This window comes from Flavobacterium cryophilum, assembly GCF_048286555.1.
GTDB lineage: Bacteria > Bacteroidota > Bacteroidia > Flavobacteriales > Flavobacteriaceae > Flavobacterium.
The window spans coordinates 490752-510952 of the sequence record NZ_JBLVPZ010000001.1 but is presented as its reverse complement, the minus strand read 5'-3'; the positions used below and the strand labels follow the sequence as shown (position 1 = coordinate 510952).

14 protein-coding genes are annotated in these 20201 nt (G+C 35.7%); 7 read left to right on the top strand and 7 right to left on the bottom strand.

The genetic code is table 11. The annotated features are described in order from the left end of the window. Positions 1 to 50 precede the first annotated feature (50 nt). On the bottom strand, positions 51 to 2732 hold the full coding sequence (locus tag ACNQGJ_RS02330) for a zinc-dependent metalloprotease (protein ID WP_417970459.1): 2682 nt from the start codon (positions 2730 to 2732) through the stop codon (positions 51 to 53). Positions 2733 to 2949: 217 nt separating this feature from the next. Here ACNQGJ_RS02330 and ACNQGJ_RS02325 point away from each other — a divergent pair, with 217 nt between their 5' ends. The 3 genes from ACNQGJ_RS02325 (at position 2950) to bioB (ending at position 5828) form a co-directional block, all read left to right on the top strand. Further along, complete coding sequence (locus ACNQGJ_RS02325; RefSeq protein WP_417970461.1) at positions 2950 to 3879, top strand: bifunctional riboflavin kinase/FAD synthetase; 930 nt, start codon at positions 2950 to 2952, stop codon at positions 3877 to 3879. A 116-nt stretch (positions 3880 to 3995) separates the two neighbouring features. Then, on the top strand, positions 3996 to 4451 hold the full coding sequence (locus tag ACNQGJ_RS02320; protein ID WP_417970463.1) for a hypothetical protein: 456 nt from the start codon (positions 3996 to 3998) through the stop codon (positions 4449 to 4451). A gap of 288 nt (positions 4452 to 4739) precedes the next feature. Beyond that, positions 4740 to 5828, top strand: a complete 1089-nt coding sequence (gene bioB / locus ACNQGJ_RS02315; RefSeq protein ID WP_417970465.1) for a biotin synthase BioB — start codon at positions 4740 to 4742, stop codon at positions 5826 to 5828. A 572-nt stretch (positions 5829 to 6400) separates the two neighbouring features. Here bioB and ACNQGJ_RS02310 read toward each other — a convergent pair. Beyond that, positions 6401 to 10396 (bottom strand): T9SS sorting signal type C domain-containing protein, encoded by a 3996-nt coding sequence (locus ACNQGJ_RS02310; protein ID WP_417970467.1) that lies wholly within the window; start codon positions 10394 to 10396, stop codon positions 6401 to 6403. 297 nt (positions 10397 to 10693) lie between these two features. On the opposite strand from ACNQGJ_RS02310, the gene ACNQGJ_RS02305 reads away from it, so the two are divergent. Further along, positions 10694 to 11173: a regulatory protein RecX gene (locus ACNQGJ_RS02305; RefSeq protein ID WP_417970469.1), complete on the top strand. Its 480-nt coding sequence runs from the start codon at positions 10694 to 10696 to the stop codon at positions 11171 to 11173. A 15-nt stretch (positions 11174 to 11188) separates the two neighbouring features. Here ACNQGJ_RS02305 and ACNQGJ_RS02300 read toward each other — a convergent pair whose 3' ends face one another. The 5 genes from ACNQGJ_RS02300 to ACNQGJ_RS02280 all read right to left on the bottom strand — a co-directional run bounded on the left by ACNQGJ_RS02300 (position 11189) and on the right by ACNQGJ_RS02280 (position 16195). Continuing rightward, entirely contained in the window at positions 11189 to 12343 is a 1155-nt protein-coding gene (locus tag ACNQGJ_RS02300) for a beta-ketoacyl synthase N-terminal-like domain-containing protein (protein ID WP_417970471.1), read from the bottom strand. Positions 12344 to 12486: 143 nt separating this feature from the next. After that, positions 12487 to 13758, bottom strand: coding sequence for an adenosylmethionine--8-amino-7-oxononanoate transaminase (gene bioA, locus ACNQGJ_RS02295; protein ID WP_417970473.1), 1272 nt, complete (start codon positions 13756 to 13758; stop codon positions 12487 to 12489). Positions 13759 to 13843: 85 nt separating this feature from the next. Continuing rightward, the gene (gene bioD, locus ACNQGJ_RS02290; protein WP_417970475.1) at positions 13844 to 14461 is read right to left on the bottom strand and encodes a dethiobiotin synthase; all 618 of its coding nucleotides are present in this window, start codon (positions 14459 to 14461) and stop codon (positions 13844 to 13846) included. Between the two features lie 56 nt (positions 14462 to 14517). After that, positions 14518 to 14910 (bottom strand): GxxExxY protein, encoded by a 393-nt coding sequence (locus ACNQGJ_RS02285; RefSeq protein ID WP_417970477.1) that lies wholly within the window; start codon positions 14908 to 14910, stop codon positions 14518 to 14520. A 136-nt stretch (positions 14911 to 15046) separates the two neighbouring features. Then, the gene (locus ACNQGJ_RS02280) at positions 15047 to 16195 is read right to left on the bottom strand and encodes an aminotransferase class I/II-fold pyridoxal phosphate-dependent enzyme (protein ID WP_417970479.1); all 1149 of its coding nucleotides are present in this window, start codon (positions 16193 to 16195) and stop codon (positions 15047 to 15049) included. A 295-nt stretch (positions 16196 to 16490) separates the two neighbouring features. Between ACNQGJ_RS02280 and ACNQGJ_RS02275 the strand changes: the two genes are divergently transcribed. From ACNQGJ_RS02275 to ACNQGJ_RS02265, 3 genes are all read left to right on the top strand, one after another. Continuing rightward, entirely contained in the window at positions 16491 to 17030 is a 540-nt protein-coding gene (locus tag ACNQGJ_RS02275) for a hypothetical protein (RefSeq protein WP_417970481.1), read from the top strand. Between the two features lie 540 nt (positions 17031 to 17570). Further along, positions 17571 to 18494 carry a transporter family protein gene (locus ACNQGJ_RS02270; protein ID WP_417970483.1) on the top strand — a complete coding sequence of 308 codons (924 nt, stop codon included), beginning with the start codon at positions 17571 to 17573 and terminating at the stop codon, positions 18492 to 18494. Continuing rightward, the gene (locus ACNQGJ_RS02265) at positions 18484 to 20040 is read left to right on the top strand and encodes a vanadium-dependent haloperoxidase (protein WP_417970484.1); all 1557 of its coding nucleotides are present in this window, start codon (positions 18484 to 18486) and stop codon (positions 20038 to 20040) included. The genes ACNQGJ_RS02270 and ACNQGJ_RS02265 overlap by 11 nt, the downstream gene beginning before the upstream one ends. Positions 20041 to 20201: the final 161 nt, after the last annotated feature.

The following is a 20201-nucleotide window of genomic DNA, read 5'->3' as shown; positions in this document are numbered from 1 at the left end:
AAAGGGAAACATTTTAAAATGTTTCCCTTTTTTTAGTAATTTTATTTTGATCATTCAATCACAATTTTTCTCACCTCTTTTCGGTCTCCGTCAATCACTGTTAATAAATAAAGTCCCGGTTGCGCATTTTTCAATTGTATATTTTTATTAAAATTGGACTCGTTTTCAAATTTATTTTCAAAAAGCTTTCTGCCCAACAAATCATGTACCAATACCTTCACTTCGGAAGCTGATGTAGCGGTAAATTTTACATTAAAATTTCCTCTATTTGGATTAGGATATACAGCAAAATCATTGATTTCATAGTCCAGCGTTGCTAAAGTAAATATTTTCGTGCAAATTGTTATCGATGCCTGATCTACAGCTCCTGTCTTTGTAGCATCCACATCTCGCACCCTAAAAGTCCAGACTCCTTGTGGATTTTGCCCATTAAAAGCTGCTAATGGCTCAAATGGAGAAACGGTTTGAGAAGTAGTACTACCGCAAACAAGCAAATTTCCTAAGTCATCATAATTAAGTAGTAAAGCATTGTTCGTACTTCCGCAATTTCTATCAAATAATCTTACAGTAGTACCTGACGGACTTACAATCTCCATTTGTACATCAGACAAATACGAGTGCGTCAGACCTACGGCGAAATTCACATCGGATGTCGTTCCGGTTGAAGCTGGAACTGTTATCGTTCTTGTAGTATACGTTCCTCGCGCATCCGGAATTATTATTGGAGTTGAAAACGTATATGTGGTACATGATGAAGCAACTGAATAACCAATCGCAAAGGATTTGCTGTTCAACGCATAATAAATATTTGCGGTAGGTTCAATTAAAATCCTACAATTAGTTGCTGTAATATTGGGTACCACTATTGTTTCTGATCCGTCATTTGGGGAATTGGCACTTAAAATTGTTGAAAACGTCACACCTCCATCAGTAGAAAGCTTGATATTTACAGTATTGCTGCCACCTAAAACATTTGATCCACTCACATTCCAAGTGATTGTTTGATTTGTACCTTGGCCCCAACTTAAATTTTCTGTGTTTTGTGATGTAACCTCAAATGGGCCAATTGTTCCGCTTACGTTAACAATCATTTCGTCAGTATTAGTCTGGGCAGTTCCAAGCGCAGCATTATCTCTCCCTGTTAATGTAAAATGAAGAGATCTAGCAACTGAAGAAACGGATTCCCACGTTGTAGTTAATTTATTGGATAATACCGTGCTGTAAGCAGGCATATAGCGAATTGGCGAACTGCTTGGATATAAAGACCTAAAAAGAGGCCCGTCAATTTTAGTAGGAAAAGCTACGCTATTAACGCCACTGGTTGTTATAGCGGTATCATTTTGCTCCCAGCTATAAGTAACGGCATTACCGTTTATATCAGATCCTGAACCTTTTAATATAAATGCCGTGCCATTAGGAATTGTAAAATCTAAGCCAGCGTTAATTATTGGAGGGCTGTTACTAAGTGCCGTGTTTACAGGACATGTTTTTGACAAAAGATTAATTTGAATTTGTAAAATACTGACGTACGCAAAATAATCGTCAGAATTAGCCTGAACATCATAATCCGAGGTAATTCCTGCATACCCCATAATGGTAGAACCACTTCCCGGCTCTACATTTTTACCCGTTCCTTCAATTTCATAAGAAAAGGTATGATTTGCTCCTAACTGATGTCCCATTTCATGGGCGACAAAATCAATATCAAACGTATCTCCTTCTGGTTTCGCATCACTTGGTGATGTATAGGCGCTCCCTTTTGCAAACGAATTACCATTGGAAGGATTTACACATACACAACCTATACAACCTGCATCACCTCCACCGCCCGAAGCACCAAATAGATGTCCTATATCATATCCGTCATTGGTAATAACTTTTGTTAAATTAGTCTGCAATTCCTGTTTCCAGGCACCTCCTACTCCAGTCATAGCATCAGAATAAGGATCTGTAGCGGCATCGGTATAAATTATGAGATTATTATTAGCAATAATCTGTAATTTTATGGCGAGGTCTTTATTAAATACACCATTGACTCTTGTCATCGTGGCATTCATAGCTGCTAAAGCTAAAGGAATAGTACCTCCATGATACGCCGTATATTCTCCCGTACATGATAAAGCCAATCTTAAGGTTTTAAAAACTTTATTATTCGCTGAAATTTTGACTGTTGTATTTAGCAACTGTTTGTTTAAAACTATATTCTCCGTTTTGCAGGTAAAGGGCAAACTACCTTTATTTCTGTTTTTGGAACCAAAAAGCACATAAACAGTACTATCTTTAGAATATGGTTCAATAAATTCAGAACCACTATCCCCTCTTAGAATCATGCTCTGAATTCCCTTTGGTGATAAACTAAAATAAAGAGCAGCATTTCGATCTGTAATTCCAATACCGTTGTACGCTCTTATATCAGGAAATTGCGTTTGCAGTTCCGGTTCAAAATTAGAAGATTCCCAAACTAAAAATCGCTCTAAATCACCATTCATATTTGGAATAGTTATTTCAATTTTGCCGTTTGTAGCTGTTTTATTTTGGAGTAATTCCAAAGATTTTTTTATAGCAACTTCATTTAAATTAAACAATAACTGATTAGCAGCAATTGACTTAACATCGCTTCTATCAGAAACGCCACCGTTATCTTGAGCAATTTTTTTCCAATACGTACCTTCTTGCGCATGAATTGCTGTAGCTGAAAAAATAATTATAAAAAACAGTATAAATCTTTTCATAATTTGATAATATTTAATCCTCAAAATTAAAGTATTTATGTTAATGTCGGATTCAATTAAGCGATATTTTAAATTAAATACTGGGAAATTCAGTAGTATTTTATTTTTAATAACCTTAATTCCTTATTTTTTATTAAAATTATTCTGAAAATCAATTTGTCATTCGGTTACTTTTAAAATAGATACCTTAAATTTGCACCATTATAAAACACTTGCTTTGAAGATTTTCCATTCTATAAACGATTTCAGCTCCACAAAAAAAACAATTCTAACCTTAGGCACTTTTGACGGAGTACATATTGGGCATAAAAAAATCTTGAAAAAAATAGCCCAAAATACTGAAAATCAAAAATTTGAAAGTTTAGTTCTTACTTTTTTCCCTCATCCCAGAATGGTATTGCAAGAACATTCTGATATACAATTACTCAATACGATAGACGAAAAAATAGATTTGCTTGAAAAGATTGGTATTGAAAATCTTGTTATCCATCCATTTGATGAAGCTTTTTCAAGATTAACTGCCGAAGAGTTTGTGAGTAGCATTCTTGTTGATCGATTTCATATCCAAAAAATAGTTATTGGTCACGACCATCGATTTGGAAGAAATAGAACAGCGAACATTGATGATCTTATTGCTTTCGGAAAACAATATGGTTTTGAGGTAGAGCAAATATCAGTTCAGGAAATCAATGCCATTTCGGTGAGTTCTACAAAAATCAGAAATGCCCTTTTAGAAGGAGATATGGCATTGTCTAATGATTATCTAGGATACGACTACTTCCTAACGGGAAATGTTGTCAAAGGAAAACAACTAGGAAGAACCATCGGTTTCCCAACGGCCAACTTAAAAATCGTAGAGAATTACAAATTAATTCCCAAAAACGGAGTTTATATTGTAAAAAGCTTACTTGATGGACAGACCATTTTTGGAATGATGAATATTGGTTTTAATCCTACTGTTAATGGGAAAAAACAATCTATTGAAATTCATTATTTCGATTTTAATTCTGATTTGTACAATCAAAAGATCAGAGTTTCAATACTGCAGCGGATTCGTTCAGAACAGAAATTTGAATCGGTAGATCTCCTAAAAGAACAACTTAAAAAAGACAAAAAAACAGCAATCAGTCTCTTGCATAAATTTTAAATCGGGATAAAAATCTTTTATGTTTTTCATAAAAATTTATTATTTTTTCTGTAAATTTGGTATAATATACCCTTTTTCTCATAAAGGTATGATTCTTAAATTTTAAAACTGGCCGTATGAAACTACCTAAAGAATTAGTAAACGGATTTATTATTTTCATTGGAATTGGACTTTATTTCTTATTAATGGAGCTTTTAGGCCTAGCGGATATTTATTTATTACGTTTGTTTAATGTTCTATTTGTATTTTTTGGTACTTACAAAACAGTAAAATCAAATTTCGCCGATGGGAAAACCGTACTAGTTACTAATGCTGTTTCGGCACTTTTAACAGCACTTATAGGAATTTTCTTGAGCATTATTGGTTTAATTGCATACAGTTATATCAAAGGTGGAGACGCATATGTTGGGTCATTGTCAAAAACTTTCTTATTTGGAGGCGAACCATCTGTAATGACATATTCCATTTCTTTATTATTTGAAGGAATCGTATCTGCTGTAATTGTCACCTTTATCCTGATGCTGTACTGGGACACCCGTTATGCTTCAGACAAACACGGCGCTGAATCATAACCAAATTTACTTGTTTAACTATATTTTGTTTATTTAAATAAGGTCGCAAGGACAATTAAATTTAGTGTTCACAACAGTATCGTTTTCTTTCTTTTTTAAAATCTACCTCATTTTCATTAGAAATATATTGGCATCTAAACTCATACTCCGGTAACATATAAATTAGGAAACTTCAGTTTACCTCTAAATCTTTTTAGTTATAAAAATTTTGCAATCGGCTTTTCAATATTATTCCATTGCTTCTTTAGAACAATTTAACTACTTTTGAACCAGCAAAAAATCGCATCGATGAGTATTACAAAACACAATTGGACAAAAGACGAAATTATCGAAATATACAATAAACCTATGATGGATTTGCTTTTTGAAGCAGCCTCGGTACATAGAGAACACCATGATCCAAACGTGGTGCAGGTTTCGACCTTATTGTCAATAAAAACCGGAGGATGTCCGGAGGATTGCGGCTATTGTCCACAAGCAGCCCGGTACCATACTGCAATTGAAGGCAATGATTTAATGTCTGTTAGCCAAGTGAAAGCGCAAGCTCTTCGAGCAAAATCAAGCGGATCTTCACGTGTATGTATGGGAGCAGCTTGGAGAAATGTAAAAGACGGCCCTGAATTTGACCAAGTGCTTGAAATGGTTCGCACCATAAACAAACTGGATATGGAAGTGTGCTGTACCCTTGGAATGATTACGGAAAACCAAGCACACCGATTGGCAGAAGCAGGTTTATATGCCTATAACCACAATTTAGACACCTCTGAAGAATATTATAAAGAAGTAATTTCAACCCGAGGATTTGAAGACCGATTACAGACCATAGAGAATGTTCGTAAAACGAATGTTACTGTATGTAGTGGCGGAATAATTGGGATGGGAGAAAGCATTGAAGACAGAGCAGGAATGCTTGTAGCACTTTCTACATTGAACCCACAACCAGAATCTGTGCCAATAAATGCGTTGGTAGCTGTTGAGGGAACTCCGATGGAAGAAGAGAAACCAGTAGAAATATGGGAAATGATTCGAATGGTAGCCGCCACGAGAATTATCATGCCGGAAACTCAAGTGCGTTTATCAGCCGGCAGAATGAATATGAGCCGTGAAGGTCAGGCTATGTGTTTCTTTGCTGGTGCCAATTCAATTTTTGCTGGGGATAAGTTACTCACTACACCAAATCCAGATGTAAGTGAAGACATGAAAATGTTCGAAATGTTAGGTTTAAATCCACAAAAACCATTCACAAAAGTTTCTCAACCACAAACCGTTGAAGCTGAAGACTCTCAATTTGCACCATTAGGTGAAAAACCAAAATGGTCAAGACCCGGACATACAATTGAAAGAAATCTTGAAGCATCGGGTAAAGAAAAAGAATAGATTTTTCCTAATTAAAGCTTTTCTAATTTGCTCTTAATCTAAAAATTAAGAGCATTTTTTTTGTTTTTATCCATGAAAATAAATCTGATTGAAATAGAAAGTGTTAAACCATTTTAAAAGACGATTTTCATAAATTCCTATTCATAAATCTGTGGCGAAAATGTTGGCTTTGACCGCCCGAATTTCGATAAATGGCTCACTTTACAACCAACGAAAGGATACATTTGCAAACTTAACAATGGTAAAATATTGTAAACACTTAAAGAATATGGAAATGGTAATGAAATACGGCAAAGCCGGATTTTTAAAGTATCCGAGCGTTTCCGCCAAAAACTATAACCGTATTCAAAGCAGCCTACCCGTTAATTACTGCGAGTTTTATATATATTTTGCTTCAAAAACTAAAGGGAAAGAAAAGGGATAAACTATAAAATTAAAGAATACGTACTTAGTGCTCACAAAAATTAAATATAAAATTGTTAACGAACTCTAAAATTCATAAAGGTGATCCGTTTTAAATTTACCTCCATTTTATTCAATTTTTTAGTTTGACGTCTTATTATTGAGACGTCTCAGTTGACGATTTTCTTCGTCATCGTTGTACCGTTTTGCAATACAATTTTAACAAGCACTATCTGAAGATCCATTGCTAAATTAGTTATTACGAATTCACTGCTGTTAACATCACTTTTTTGATATATTGATTTGCCTAACATGTCAAAAACTTGAATTTTGTTTATAATTTCATCAGATGAATTAATTTTTATTTGTTTATTCGTATTAGAAACCAAAACTGTATTTTCAGCTGCTTCAAAAGTTCCTGTTCGTAAAGTTTTGCTGGTATTAATATAGCGCAATACAAACCGATTTTTGAAAGTCCCCACCTCTGTAGAAAAACTATAGGGTCCCTGTTTCAAGTTTTGAATAGTATTAGTACTCTTGTCCTCAATGAAAACATCCTGAGAAACGAGCACTCCGTCGACTTGATCAATAGCTATTGAAAAAACACCTTTTATGGTAGAGCTGTAACCTAAAGGTATAGCATCATTTTTTTCAAAAGGCAAAGCCCTGCCTTGTATCGTTAAATTTTTATCTTCGTTGATGCTATAAAAATCAGCAAAATCATTCCCATCAAAACTCTCTCCATCAAAACTACTGTCATATCCATTAGTGGCATTCGAAACATAACCTACCAAGGTTTGCTTGAAAACGCCTTGAGTATTGGTTAGATTGAGCCAAATGCGATTTTTTTCAATTGTATTTGTAGTTTTTGAGTTTGCCTTTATCTTAAAAAACTGGGAATTATCTAATCTGTTGCCGCTGTTATCTAAGCGCACACTGTTATTAAAAACAACATTACTAGACGATTTAGCAGTTGCTAAAAAAGCTTGGCCAGCTGCAATTTTTCCAGAAGGTATATTTTGGTTAGGTCCAGGACTTATCGATTTAACAGCCGCAACACCGCCGACTCCATTATAAGCAGCATAATCATCTGATGTGTAGGCATTATTGGCAATTTTAGTATTATGTGTCCAAAAATAAATTGTCCCATCAAGACCTGCATTGGCATTTAAAAATTTATCCGCATCTATAGCTGATGGATATGGATTTCCCAAAACACAATTATTACCACTGATGATATTTGTAGCATACACAATTCCATTATTAGGAACTCCATAAAATTTCGCAGTCCACGTTCCACCTAAAGTAAATATTGAACTTACATTATTATAATCGATACCCGATTGCCCATTACGAGCACGGGTAATATAACCTTTTCCGGGAATCATAATGTCTCCGGCAACATTCCGAACCCAATTATCAGTTGTTTGTGAATCAAAATTATAGAAAGTATCAGGCCAAGTACTCGCCATCCAAATAGCACCTAATGTTTGGTCAACAACCGGGGAACCCCAATATTGAAAATCATAATTATTTGCCATAACAGTGGTTGTACGTTTATAAACTATCTTCCCAGTATTAACGGCAGCATCATTAATTTGGACTAAACTGGCGTTGTTTTCAAAGGTCAAAAAACCACCTAAGTTCACGTTTACAAAATCGGTTACAGTAATTGTATTTGTGGGATTTACTACTAATGAACCTCCATTGGAAATAGTTAAAGTGTTGGCAAAAGCCACAAAATTGGTTCCTGAAATAATTGGGAAATTTGGTACATTTGGTATAATAACACAATTAGATGAAATTGGCACGCCATTAGGAGTCCAGTTAGCAGCTGTATTCCAATCGATGCTTGAAGAACCATTCCAAGTTTTAGCGGCACTTATTATCGTAACATTTGTTACTGCCGAAATACAACCGGAAGAATTTTTTGCAGTGACTGAATAACTTCCTGCTGCGACTGCAGTAAAAATTCCCGACGTGTTTGTGTATGTTGAACCATCAATACTATAGTTCATCCCCGTTGGCGCAGTTACCGTTATCGTTCCTGTGGCTACCGCACATGTTGGTTGGGTAACTGTTCCTATTGTTGGGCTTGATGGTAAAGACAGAATTGTAGTTTTGGCTGTGAAATTAGCTGGAGATAAATTCACACACCCATTTGCATCAGTGATTGACAATAACGTATACGTGGTTGTAGTAGTTGGATTAGGACTTAAGTTGAACGCCGTTGGACTATCAGTTGTAATAGTTACAGTCGAAGTAGCTGAATTAATATCATTTTTATATACTAAATTATAAGGAAGTACTCCTGAACCATTATTTGCGTCAAACGTTATTGTGGCTTGACTGCCAATACAAAATGAACCTCCCGTAAAACCAGTACTTGCTGTATTATCGGGCAGGGGATTTACTGTAACAGTTACTGTTGTCGTTGCAGGACCATTACATCCTGCGGCACTTGCCTTGATAGTGGTTGTTCCACGCCAACCTGCTGCATAAGTTACAGCAGCTGTTGATGGATTGATACTATTGCCTAAAAATGCGGCAGTAGTTGCATCCAAACTATATGTAATACCTGTTGAATTATTTGCTGTCGTCGTTGTAGTAACAATTCCTGCTCCCTGACAGCGAGTAGTTGTGGTTGGTGAAAAGGGGTTAATAGTTACTGTTTGCGTTATTGTTACTGTTCTCGTAACTTGAGAGGATGTACTACTACAGCCACTTGCAGTTACTTGAATATTTACTGTTCCTGAGAATCCGTTTGCCCAAGTCATTACACCTGTCGTTGCATTCATCACACCTGCTAAAGAATTACTCAAACTCCAGTTAAAACCAATATTACTTGTTGCCGTTGTGGCATAAGTAGTTGTCGTTGTCCCATTGATCAACTGACAGCTAGGCTCGGTTCCGGCGGAAATAGTTATCGCTGTTGGCGTACCTACCGTAGTTGAAATTTTTGTGATAACAACGCTTGCAGAATTAACGACATTGCAAGAACCATTAGAAACAACTACACGATAATATGTCGTTGAACTCACATTTGTAGCTGTATACGAAGCTGATGTAGCACTACTAATATTAGCAAAAGTACTATTATCACTCGAGGATTGCCACTGAAATCCTGTAGCCGTATAACCACTTAATGTCATTGTAGTGCTATTTGAATTTAAACAATAACTACGATTCCCTCCTGCTATTGTCCCAGCAACAGGAGCAGTGTTATTATTTAAAGATATCTTAGATGACGGTGAAATCAAATCTGGGCAGCTTGAAGTCGAATATTTCATTCGGTACCACGTGGTAACAGAAGGCATAGGGGGTATATAATTATTATTGTTTGCATCTCCAATATTCGTAAATCCAGTTCCTCCAGTAGTTGTGCTGCTTTGCCATTGATAGGACGTCACCGTTGTACCACTAACAAATGATATGGGAGAAATTGTCTGACCAGAACATAGTACCTGATTTGTTGGAGAAACTGCCGAAGAATAAGAATTAGTTCCATCACCGCAACTAATGGAACCGCTGGAACAGGGACCAGTAGTACAGTTATTAGGAGAACCACCTACTGTTGAACCGCCAGTGGTATTTATTGATCCCGAAGTTTGAAAAACCCCTGCTCCACTCACACTAACACCTCCAACAGGAGCTGTATAATCTCCATATACTTGTACATATCCGGTAACAGTAAAACCCCCACTTCCATTGTTATTATCGTCCACGTTGCCATTTACAATAAGACTACCCCCAATACTGATTGTTGTCCCATTACCAATTGTTAATGCACCAACAATAAGACTTGACCCAGTATTAATTGTAATAGTTGAACCGTTCCATGAAGCTGAACCTCCAAAAGTTGTTATGCTATTGGACGAAATTATTAATTTTCCGCTTGATGCTGTAGCTGTCAGGGTATGGGAACCATTATCAGTAACATTACCATTAAAAGTATAAGTTGCGTTACCTATATTGATATTTGTATCAAGAGTTATATTACTTCCCGAAACAACAGTAACATTGTCCGACGATGTAGGAACCACTCCTCCAACCCAAGTTGTTCGATCTGACCAATTACCTCCTGATGCTGTACTTGAGATATTTGCACCTAAAACTACAGTATGAACTAAAAGTAAAAAAAGGGGAAAGAGTAATTTTTTGATCATGTTTTTTAAGACGTATTTAAAAATAAATTCAATTCTTAACTTCTGCTTTTTTCAAAAGAAAAAACTTACAATAAAAACAAATTAAAAAAAACAAATTTACTTCCCATAATAAAATCGTTTATCGGTTAATATATCCGTCATAATGCAATTTTGCAGAATTAAAAAAACAACTTTCTTGTTAAAATGCTGAATTTAGAACACAGTAAAAATTTCAATTTACAACCAATTATTTTTCACAAAAGGCGAACTTTTTAAATCAGTAATAAAGTGCTAAATTCACCATTATAAAGACAAAAAATGAACCCGATTTATACTGTAAAAGTGGCCATCCATAAAATAGAACAGTACTGCGCCTATCAGGAACGCTGTCACGAAGAAGTAGTTCAAAAATTGCGAAGTATGAAAATGGAATCCGACGAAATCGACACGATCATGGTGCATCTTATCTCCGAAAACTTTCTCAATGAAGAACGCTTCGCTTGTAGTTTTGCCAGAGGAAAGCACCGCATCAAACATTGGGGTAAAATTAGAATTGTCAATGAATTAAAATTTCGAAAAATAACGCAATACAACATCAATCTCGCGCTTAAAGAAATTACTATTGACGAGTATACCGCAACTTTCCACAAAGCTTCAGAAAGACATTGGGAAACAATTCGGGAAACAAATATGCTGAAAAAAAGAAAGAAATTCTGTGATTATTTACTTAGAAAAGGGTTTGAAAGCAATTTAGTGTACGAGAAAGTTAAAGAGCTGGAAAATTCACAAGACCAATAAAATAAGTGCTCAAAATCACAGACTCAAAAGTATACTCACCGCGTTTCCGCCAAAACCAACGGCATTAATCAGTACTTTTTTTATGGGCTTTGTTTGTATTTGTACTTCTGCAAAAGGAATTCCTATAAACTTATTGTGTTGCATCATCAAAATAGCCAGTTCCATACTCAAAATCCCAGATGCCCCAAAAGTGTGCCCAATTTTCCATTTATTGGTAGTCAACAAAGGAAGGTTATCGCCAAAGATTTTCTCAATGGCTTTATACTCCGTCACATCTCCTTTTACAGTTCCCGGAGCATGCATAACAACAATGTCAACTTCGGATACTTTAGTGTTTTGCAACGCCATTTTCATGGATTTTTGGAAACAGGTTGCTTCGGCCGAAATAGAAATATTATGTTCCAAAATTTCCGTAGCATACCCAATTCCTTCGATATACGCCAATGCGTTTTCGGCTTTACCTATTTCGAGACAACATACTCCGGCACCTTCGCCTAGAATCATTGTACTTTGTTTCTTTTTTAAATCAAGTGCACGATTTGGATATGCTTCGGTACTATTCGAATAAATTTTCAGGGCTCGCATTTGGGCTATCGTAAAATCAGTTAATGGCGCTTCACTTCCACCAACCATAAATTTATCAGCCATGCCTGCCCGAAGCCACGCCACTCCGTTTACTACGGCGTGTAAAGCTGTAGAACACGTAATAGAATGCGATATTTCAGGACCTGAACTCTGCAAATCATGCGCCACCCAAGAAGAAATATTTCCTAAGGTCGTCGTTGGTGATGCTAAAGTTTGTGCTTTTCCAGTCTTTAAATAATCCTGATAGTGTTTTTCGAATAAATCTGTTGCACCTCGAGATGAACCAATATTGATTCCGAAAATATCGTTTCGAGTCCAACCCGCATTTTGCATCGCTTTTCTTGAAGCTGCCATGGCATACAAAACCGATTTGTCTAAGGATTTATATTTGTTATCTGAGGCTCGCAAAGCAGCAACAACCTGCGCTGATTCACTATCAAGCCTGCCAACGATAGTTTTCTTACGGTCTAAAATGTGCTCTGAAAAACAATGATTGTCATTAAGATAATTTTTCCAAATCGTTTTTGAGTCACTGCCCAAAGGAGATATCGAAGCTATTGCAGTTATGGAGATTGGTGTTGACAAGATATTTTATTTTAATGCACGAAGATTAACAAATAATTTCCACAGAGGTCCACCAAGTTCAAATAAAAAAATTGCTTTTTATAAAAACATCTTTTTGTTTTTTTCGTTTTTTTGTGACTATTTGTAAAAAAATTTATGCGAATTTAAACTATTTCCAAAGCATTTTCGACTACCTCATACACTTTTTGCAACTGTTCGTCCGTGATAACGTAAGGTGGTAATATGTATACAATGTTACCAACAGGACGCAAAATCACCCCGTTTTCGATAAAAAAATCATAGAGTTTGTTGCGCAAAGTTCCATAGTAACTGGCGGAACTTTCCGTTTTTATTTCTAATGCAAAAATAACTCCGAGCACACGAGTGGTAGTTACTTTAGGATGACTTTTAATTCGTTCTTGAAAGTCCAAATGATTTTGATTTACACGAATGATATTCGCTTGCATTTCATTGGTTTGCAACAATTCTAAACTGGCCAATGCTGCCGCACAACCTGTAGGATTTGCTGTAAATGTGTGCCCGTGAAACAGCGCTTTATTAATATCATCATCATAAAAAGCATCGAATAAATCCTGAGTAAAAGTAGTAATCGCCATAGGAATAGTTCCTCCGGTCAACGCTTTGGACAAACACATCATATCGGGTTTTTCTACCAAATAATCCGTTGCAAAAGTCTTTCCCGTCTTTCCAAATCCCGTCATCACTTCATCAGCAATGGTAAGCACTTTATTTTCCTGACAAATTCGCATCAATTGATCCAATGATTCGGGCTCATACATCACCATTCCTGCGGCTCCTTGAACCAAGGGCTCAAATATAAAACCCGCGCAACTGTTGTTTTTAATAACCAACTGTAACGCATCGTAACTTTCCTGCTCTAATCCTTTAACCGGAACCGGAATCCGAACCACATCTATAAACATTCCTTGAAAAGCTTGGGTGTAAAAGGATATTCCGCTGGCAGCCATTGCCGCAAAAGTGTCGCCATGAAAAGCGTTTTCGAACGCAATTATGGTAGTTATTTTTTCACCTTTATTGAAAAAATACTGCAACGCTACCTTAATTGCAACCTCAACAGCAGTTGAACCGTTGTCTGAAAAGAATATTTTTTGTTGGTTAATCGGTAAAATTTCCATCAACTTCTCGGCTACCAAAATAGCAGGTTCATGTGTAAATCCACCAAACAATACATGTTCTAATGTAGTAAGCTGTTTATAAATTGCATCGGCAATTATTGTATTCGAATGACCATATGGATTCACCCACCAAGAAGCAATTGCATCAATATATTCTTTATCATTTTCGTCCCAAAGTAAAGCACCTTTTCCTTTTTTAATGGCAATTGGCAACGCTGCCGTTTTGTGTTGGGTATACGGATGCCAAAGATATTGGCGGTCTCTTTCTGTTAAATTCATTTTGCAAAGATAAAAGAAGCCCGATAAAAGAAGTAAGAAAAACACAAAAAACAAATCTTGATTATTTCTTCTTTCTTCTTATTTTTTATAAACTCAATAGATTTTCTCTAAATAGATCCGAATATTCTTTAATTACATTTTTATCAAAATAGGGTTCTTGTTCTATTCTTCCAATGCATTTTACACCCGTTTTACTCCGGATTATTTCTTCAGTAGCTTTGTTTTCATCGCCTGAAAAAAGAATTCCTGCAACTGTAATCATTCTGTTTTGTAGGGCTTCAATGGTCATTAAGGTATGATTGATACTTCCCAGATAATGACGGGAAACCACAACCACTTTATAATCGGGCTGAATCAAATCGATTACGCAATCATTTGAATTTAAAGGAACAAAGACACCTCCTGCGCCTTCAATGACCAAATGATTTTCTGTTTTGGGTTCGAAGATTTTATTTAAATCAATCGTAATTCTGTCCAGCTCAGCAGCATAATGTGGACTTGCCGGAGTATTCAAAGCATAACTATTAGGATGAATCACTGTTTTTTTATTAGACAAAAATGATTTAACTTTATGGCTATCGGAGTTTTCTAAATCTCCGGCTTGAATGGGTTTCCAATAATCGGCTTCTAAAGCTTCTGTTATAATGGCTGACGCGATGGTCTTACCCACATCAGTTCCAATTCCTGTTATAAATAGTTTCATAATAATTAGCACACCGATGATACAGATTTAACTGATTGTCACGGATTTTTAAAAATTTATATTAGTTTTTTTCTATCGTTGGTGTAAATAGACCTTTTGAATTCAGGAGTTGTTCCAAAGTTCAATAACAATCCAATTTCTACCTCAGTTGCCTTTAGATAATTTAAAAGTTGGGCTTTATGCTCGTCCATCAAACATCCACAGGCTTTAAGCTCAAGAATAATAGAGTCTTCAATCAACAAGTCCGCAAAATAGTCGCCTACCAATTGACTTTTATAATATACTTTAATTTGCTTTTGAGCCTCTACTTTGTGACCTTGTGATTTCAACTCAAAATACATAGCGTTTTGATATACTTTCTCTAGAAATCCAAAACCTAATTCATTATAGACTTCATAATAAACTTTAAGAATCGAATCACTTAAACTTTTGTGTAAAAAATTAGTCATAATTAATTTGTGTTTATCTGTAATTATTTAAAATTAAATTTAAAAATCTGTGACAATCAGTTTAATCTGTGTCATCCGTGTTCCAATTACACAATTATGACTACACACCAAAAACTCTTCAATAAGAAATGTAAAATCAATGTCCCATAAACACAAAAGTACTTAACAATCGCAACACTTCTGAAATTTCTTCAGTCGAATTAAAGCTGTGCAAACAAAAACGCAGACGTTCTTGACCTTCTGGAACCGTAGGTGAAAGTATCGCTTTTACATCAAATCCCTTTTCCTGAAATTGACCAGCGAGGGTTTTGACTCTTTCATTTCCGGGAATAATGGCTGATTGTATGGCCGATTTGCTTCGGACAAAAAGTGGTTTTAAACTCAACAGATTTTTCTGCTGATTGAAAAAAATAATATTTTCTCTTAGTTTTAAAATTGAAGCCGAATCTTTTTTTAAATGCTGGTACGCAACCAAAATCGTGGCAACGGAATATGGCGAAAGTCCTGTGGTATAAATAAAACTTCGGGCGAAATTTACCAAATAGTCTTTCAATTCAACCGAACCTAAAATCGCTGCTCCATGACATCCCAACCCTTTTCCAAAAGTCATAATGCGGGCAAAAACATGATCTTGCAGGCCTAACATTTGAACAAACCCCTCGCCTTTAGAACCAAAAACTCCCAAAGCATGCGCTTCATCAACAACTAAATAGCAATTGTGTTTATTTGAAAGCAAAACTAATTCTCCCAAATCTGGGCAATCGCCATCCATAGAAAAAACAGATTCGGTGACGATATAAATAGTGGTGTTTGGATTCCGTACAATCAACTTTTCTAAATCTTCAAAATCATTGTGATTGAATTTATAAGCTTTGGCATTCGATAGTTGAATTCCGTCACGAATAGAAGCATGGCACAATGCATCGTATAAAATTAAATCTCCTTTTTGGGGAACTGCACTAAAAAAACCAATATTGGCATCGTAGCCCGAATTAAAAATTAATGCGGTTTCGGATTGATGGAACTGAGCAATGAAATCTTCTGTTTTGGGATACAGTTTATGATTACCCGACAATAATCGAGAACCCGTTGCTCCGTTTTGAATGATTTTATTGTTTATTAAATACTGATGCGTTTCCTCAAAAATAGTTGCCGATTGAGAAAAACCAAGGTAATCATTGGATGAAAAATCAATCCTTTTACTTGACACAGGCAATTGTCGCAACGTATTATTCTGCTTTCGGAATGCGAGTTTAGCCGATAGATTCTCTGGAAAATGTTTCATAGTCCGTAAAAATAAGCATCTTTTTCGGATTATGAATTTTGCTCTAATTTTGTTTGCTGATTTGTTCTAATTCGTAAATTTTGATACAATAATTCTAATTATGGAACTCATTTCAGTATTTACATAAATGAATTACAATATAAATTAACAATTGAAATACAATAATAAAAAATATATCCATAAAATTTTACGAAAACGGTTTCGATTTATATTTTTCATAAATTTATGTTAAAAAAAACTTAAAATTAATATTGAAGAAGTTAACTTATTAAATAGTTTTCTACTTTCGACAAATATGAAACGAATTGCATCACTTTTCTTATTAGTAACGTTGTTTTACAACGTGATGGGATACTATCTGATGTTTGCTTATCAAGAAGAGCAAGCTTGGGTATCTTCTATGGAAAAAAGACAGGATTCTGAGTTTCAAATAATCCAATTAAATGCAACTTTATATTCTTTTATTGAAGACACTGATTTTGAATATGTAAATGAAGATGTGGTTATCAACAACAAAAGCTATCATATTTTCAAGAAAAGAATTCAAAACAACATCTTAAGCTTGTATTACTTGCGCAATTCTCACCAAGATGCAATAAGCCAGGATTTAAAAGATATTGTTGATAATCAATTATTCAACGGATCCTCATCAAAAGAGTCTCCAGTTAAAAAATTACTAAAATCTTTCCTAAAAGATTACGTAGCCAATACAGCCATTTGTATGTCTTTTTCAACTGAAAAAGAAACTGAACTTGTTGCATTTAATAAAAATCCGAAAGAGTCTTTGCGCTCGGGACATTTTATCTTACCCTACACTCCACCTGATTTCGTTTAATTTAGATTTTATACCAGAAACATTTCAATACTGAATCCATAGTGATACCTAATGGTTTTTAGTTTTGATTATTTAAAAATAATATAGCTCCTCTGGGTTGCTATTAAAATTGAATAGTGTTTGCTCTACTGGTATAAATTTACGGCGAGAAGTACCTTATTCCTTCAAGAAAATCATTGATTCGCCAATCAAATTCACATTATTATTTTATTTTTTTGTCAATTTTTTTAAACAATTAGGACTATATCCTTTCGTTTAAACCGTAAAAACATAGTGAACTCCGAATAAAAAAAATCGTTCTGTTTGCTTCAAAATCATTTGCAGTGGTTTTCAATTGTACATATTGTGTTAACGTCAAAGAAAATTCAGCCACTCTAGGTACTCCTGCGTAAGAGGATGCGGCATTTGCAGATTACACGATTACCTCGGGTTTACAATCCGATTTAAAAAAGAAGTTTGTCAAGAATGCAACACAATGAGAATAACAGAACACCTTTTTAAATATTAAAATATCAAATTAATAACCGAAACCATTTTTTAATGAAAAAATTTTACTTGAGTTGCCTGCTGTTGGCGCCTTTATTTATGAATGCTCAAACAGAGATTGATGGAATTATGATGAGTAAAGGTAATTTTTGTTTTGGAACAATATACCAATACAGTAGCTGGGACAAGTATTGGGAAGGAACATTTAAAAGAGAAAACCTCAATTTTGGTACTGTATCCACAACGTCAGTGGCTCTAATGGGAAACTATGGCGTTTCTGATAAATTGAACCTTATTTTTAGTCTCCCTTACGTAGAAACGGTCGCCTCTGCAGGAACAATGGAAAGTCAAAAAGGATTGCAGGATATATCATTTACGGTAAAATACATGCCGTTTGAAAAAACAATTGGAAAAGCTACTTATTCTTTATATGCTCTCGCAGGACTTTCGGCTCCCGTATCTGATTACCCAGCTGATTATCTTCCATTAAGCCTAGGATTACAGAGCAAGACGGCTTCTTTACGAATAATGGGTGATTACCAAAGAGGCCATTTTTTTACAACTATATCAGGCGCTTATGTAAAAAGAGCCAATATTACCATTGACCGAAATGCCTACTACACTACCGAAATGCACTACACTAATGAAGTTGATATGCCAGATGCGATTTCGGTAAACTTTAGAATTGGGTATCGCTCTAACAGACTAATAACGGAAGTGATCCTAGACAATTGGGTTACTCAATCTGGAGGATTTGACATTACTACCAACAGCATGCCTTTTCCCAGCAATACGATGAATGCATTAAAAATAGGCTTGAATACTAAATATACACTAAAAAAAATACCGGCATTATCTATTATAGGGGGCTGCAATTTTGTCACTGAAGGGAGAAATGTAGGGCAAGCCAATACTTTTTATGGCGGTTTATTTTACGTCATTAATTTAAAAAAAACAACACAACAAGATGAAAAATAAAATACAAAAAATAGCCTCAAATACTCTTTTGGTTTTATTACTTGCGTTACACTACTCTTGTAGTGATGAGTTAGCAGAACGCAACGAGCAATTCTCTCAATTGAATCCGACCAATTCAGATGTACTTGCAGGGACTTGGAAAACATTCTTATTGACTACACCCGATGAATTCTTGCTGGACGCACCGGTAGCAGCTAATACCGCTGCATATGCGAGAGAAATTAACGAAATAAAAAGTTATCAACAAAACATAACTCCGGAACAGCACAAAATAATAAAATACTGGAGTGCCGGAGGGGTATTACGCTGGAACGAAATCATGAGAACATTAGTGGCCCGACACAATCGTCCTCCGTATCAAAATCAAGATGGAACGTATCCTGCACCTTCGGGAGCAAATCCGTTTTCGAATCCTCAATTTCCGTTTTCAAACCCTCCTTATGCGGCCAGAGCGTACGCGTATGTGAGTGCCGCACAATGCGATGCGATGATTGCTACTTGGCACTATAAAAAACTATACAATAGAGCAGCGCCTTTTATGGTTGATGCAACTTTGCCCGTTTTAATCCCAAAAAGTAGCTTGCCTTCTTATCCATCCGAAGATGCGGTTTTAGCAGGAGTAACTGTTGAACTGTTAAAATTATTATTCCCAACAGAAATCGCTTACATACAAGAAAAAGCAGAAGAACAAAAAATTTATCGCATAATTAGTGGTGCCAATGTTCGAAGTGATGTGGATGCTGGAATTATTTTAGGCAGAAAAATTGCCGCTAAGTTTATCGCCAGAGCGTCTACTGATGGTGCTGGCGCAGCTATTGGCAATCCGGTTCTTTGGACACAACTGGAGACGCAAACCGCTGCCACTGGAGAAATGCCTTGGAAATCTTTAGATTTTCCTGCAAGACCACCGATGTTGCCAATGTTTGGTAAAGTAAAATCATTTTTAATGACACCTGAAATGGTTATCGCCAGTCGACCGGTTCCACCGCCTTCCACGAAATCGGAACAATTTGCAAAAGAATTAGCTGAAGTAAAAACCAATAGCAAAAATGCTACAAGAAAAAATATGGAAATTGTCACCTTTTGGGCTGATGGCGTGGGTACGTACACACCGCCAGGCCACTGGAATGCTATTGCAGCTGAAGAATTTGTAACCCAAAATTACAGTGAAGTACGATGGGCCAGAAATATGGCGTTATTGAATATTGCCATGATGGATGCGGCTATCAGTTGCTGGGATGCAAAATACTTTTATTTTAATCCAAGGCCTTGTCAGATGGATCCATCCATCAAAACATTAACTGGAATTCCAAATTTTCCCGCTTATGTATCGGGTCACTCTACCTTCAGTGGTGCTGCCTGTGTCGTTTTATCGCATATTATTCCTGCAAAAGCGCAAAATTTTTCCACTATGGCAAAACAGGCTTCTGATTCTCGCTTGCTTGGCGCCATTCATTATAGAAGTGATTGTGAAAAAGGACTTGAATTAGGTGAAAAAGTAGGTGGCTTTGCTGTCGCAAGAGCTACAATAGATGGAGCGGAATAATTAAAATATAAGTTGATAATTTGTTTTAATGGTTTGTTTTAATATTTTTTATCAACCGAAGCCTAACAGACGTTGGAAACCCGTTAGGCTTTTTTTATAAATAAGATTACAACTTACCTTTTTTTATAAAAAACTAATTTTAAATCAACATCTTAAAATTA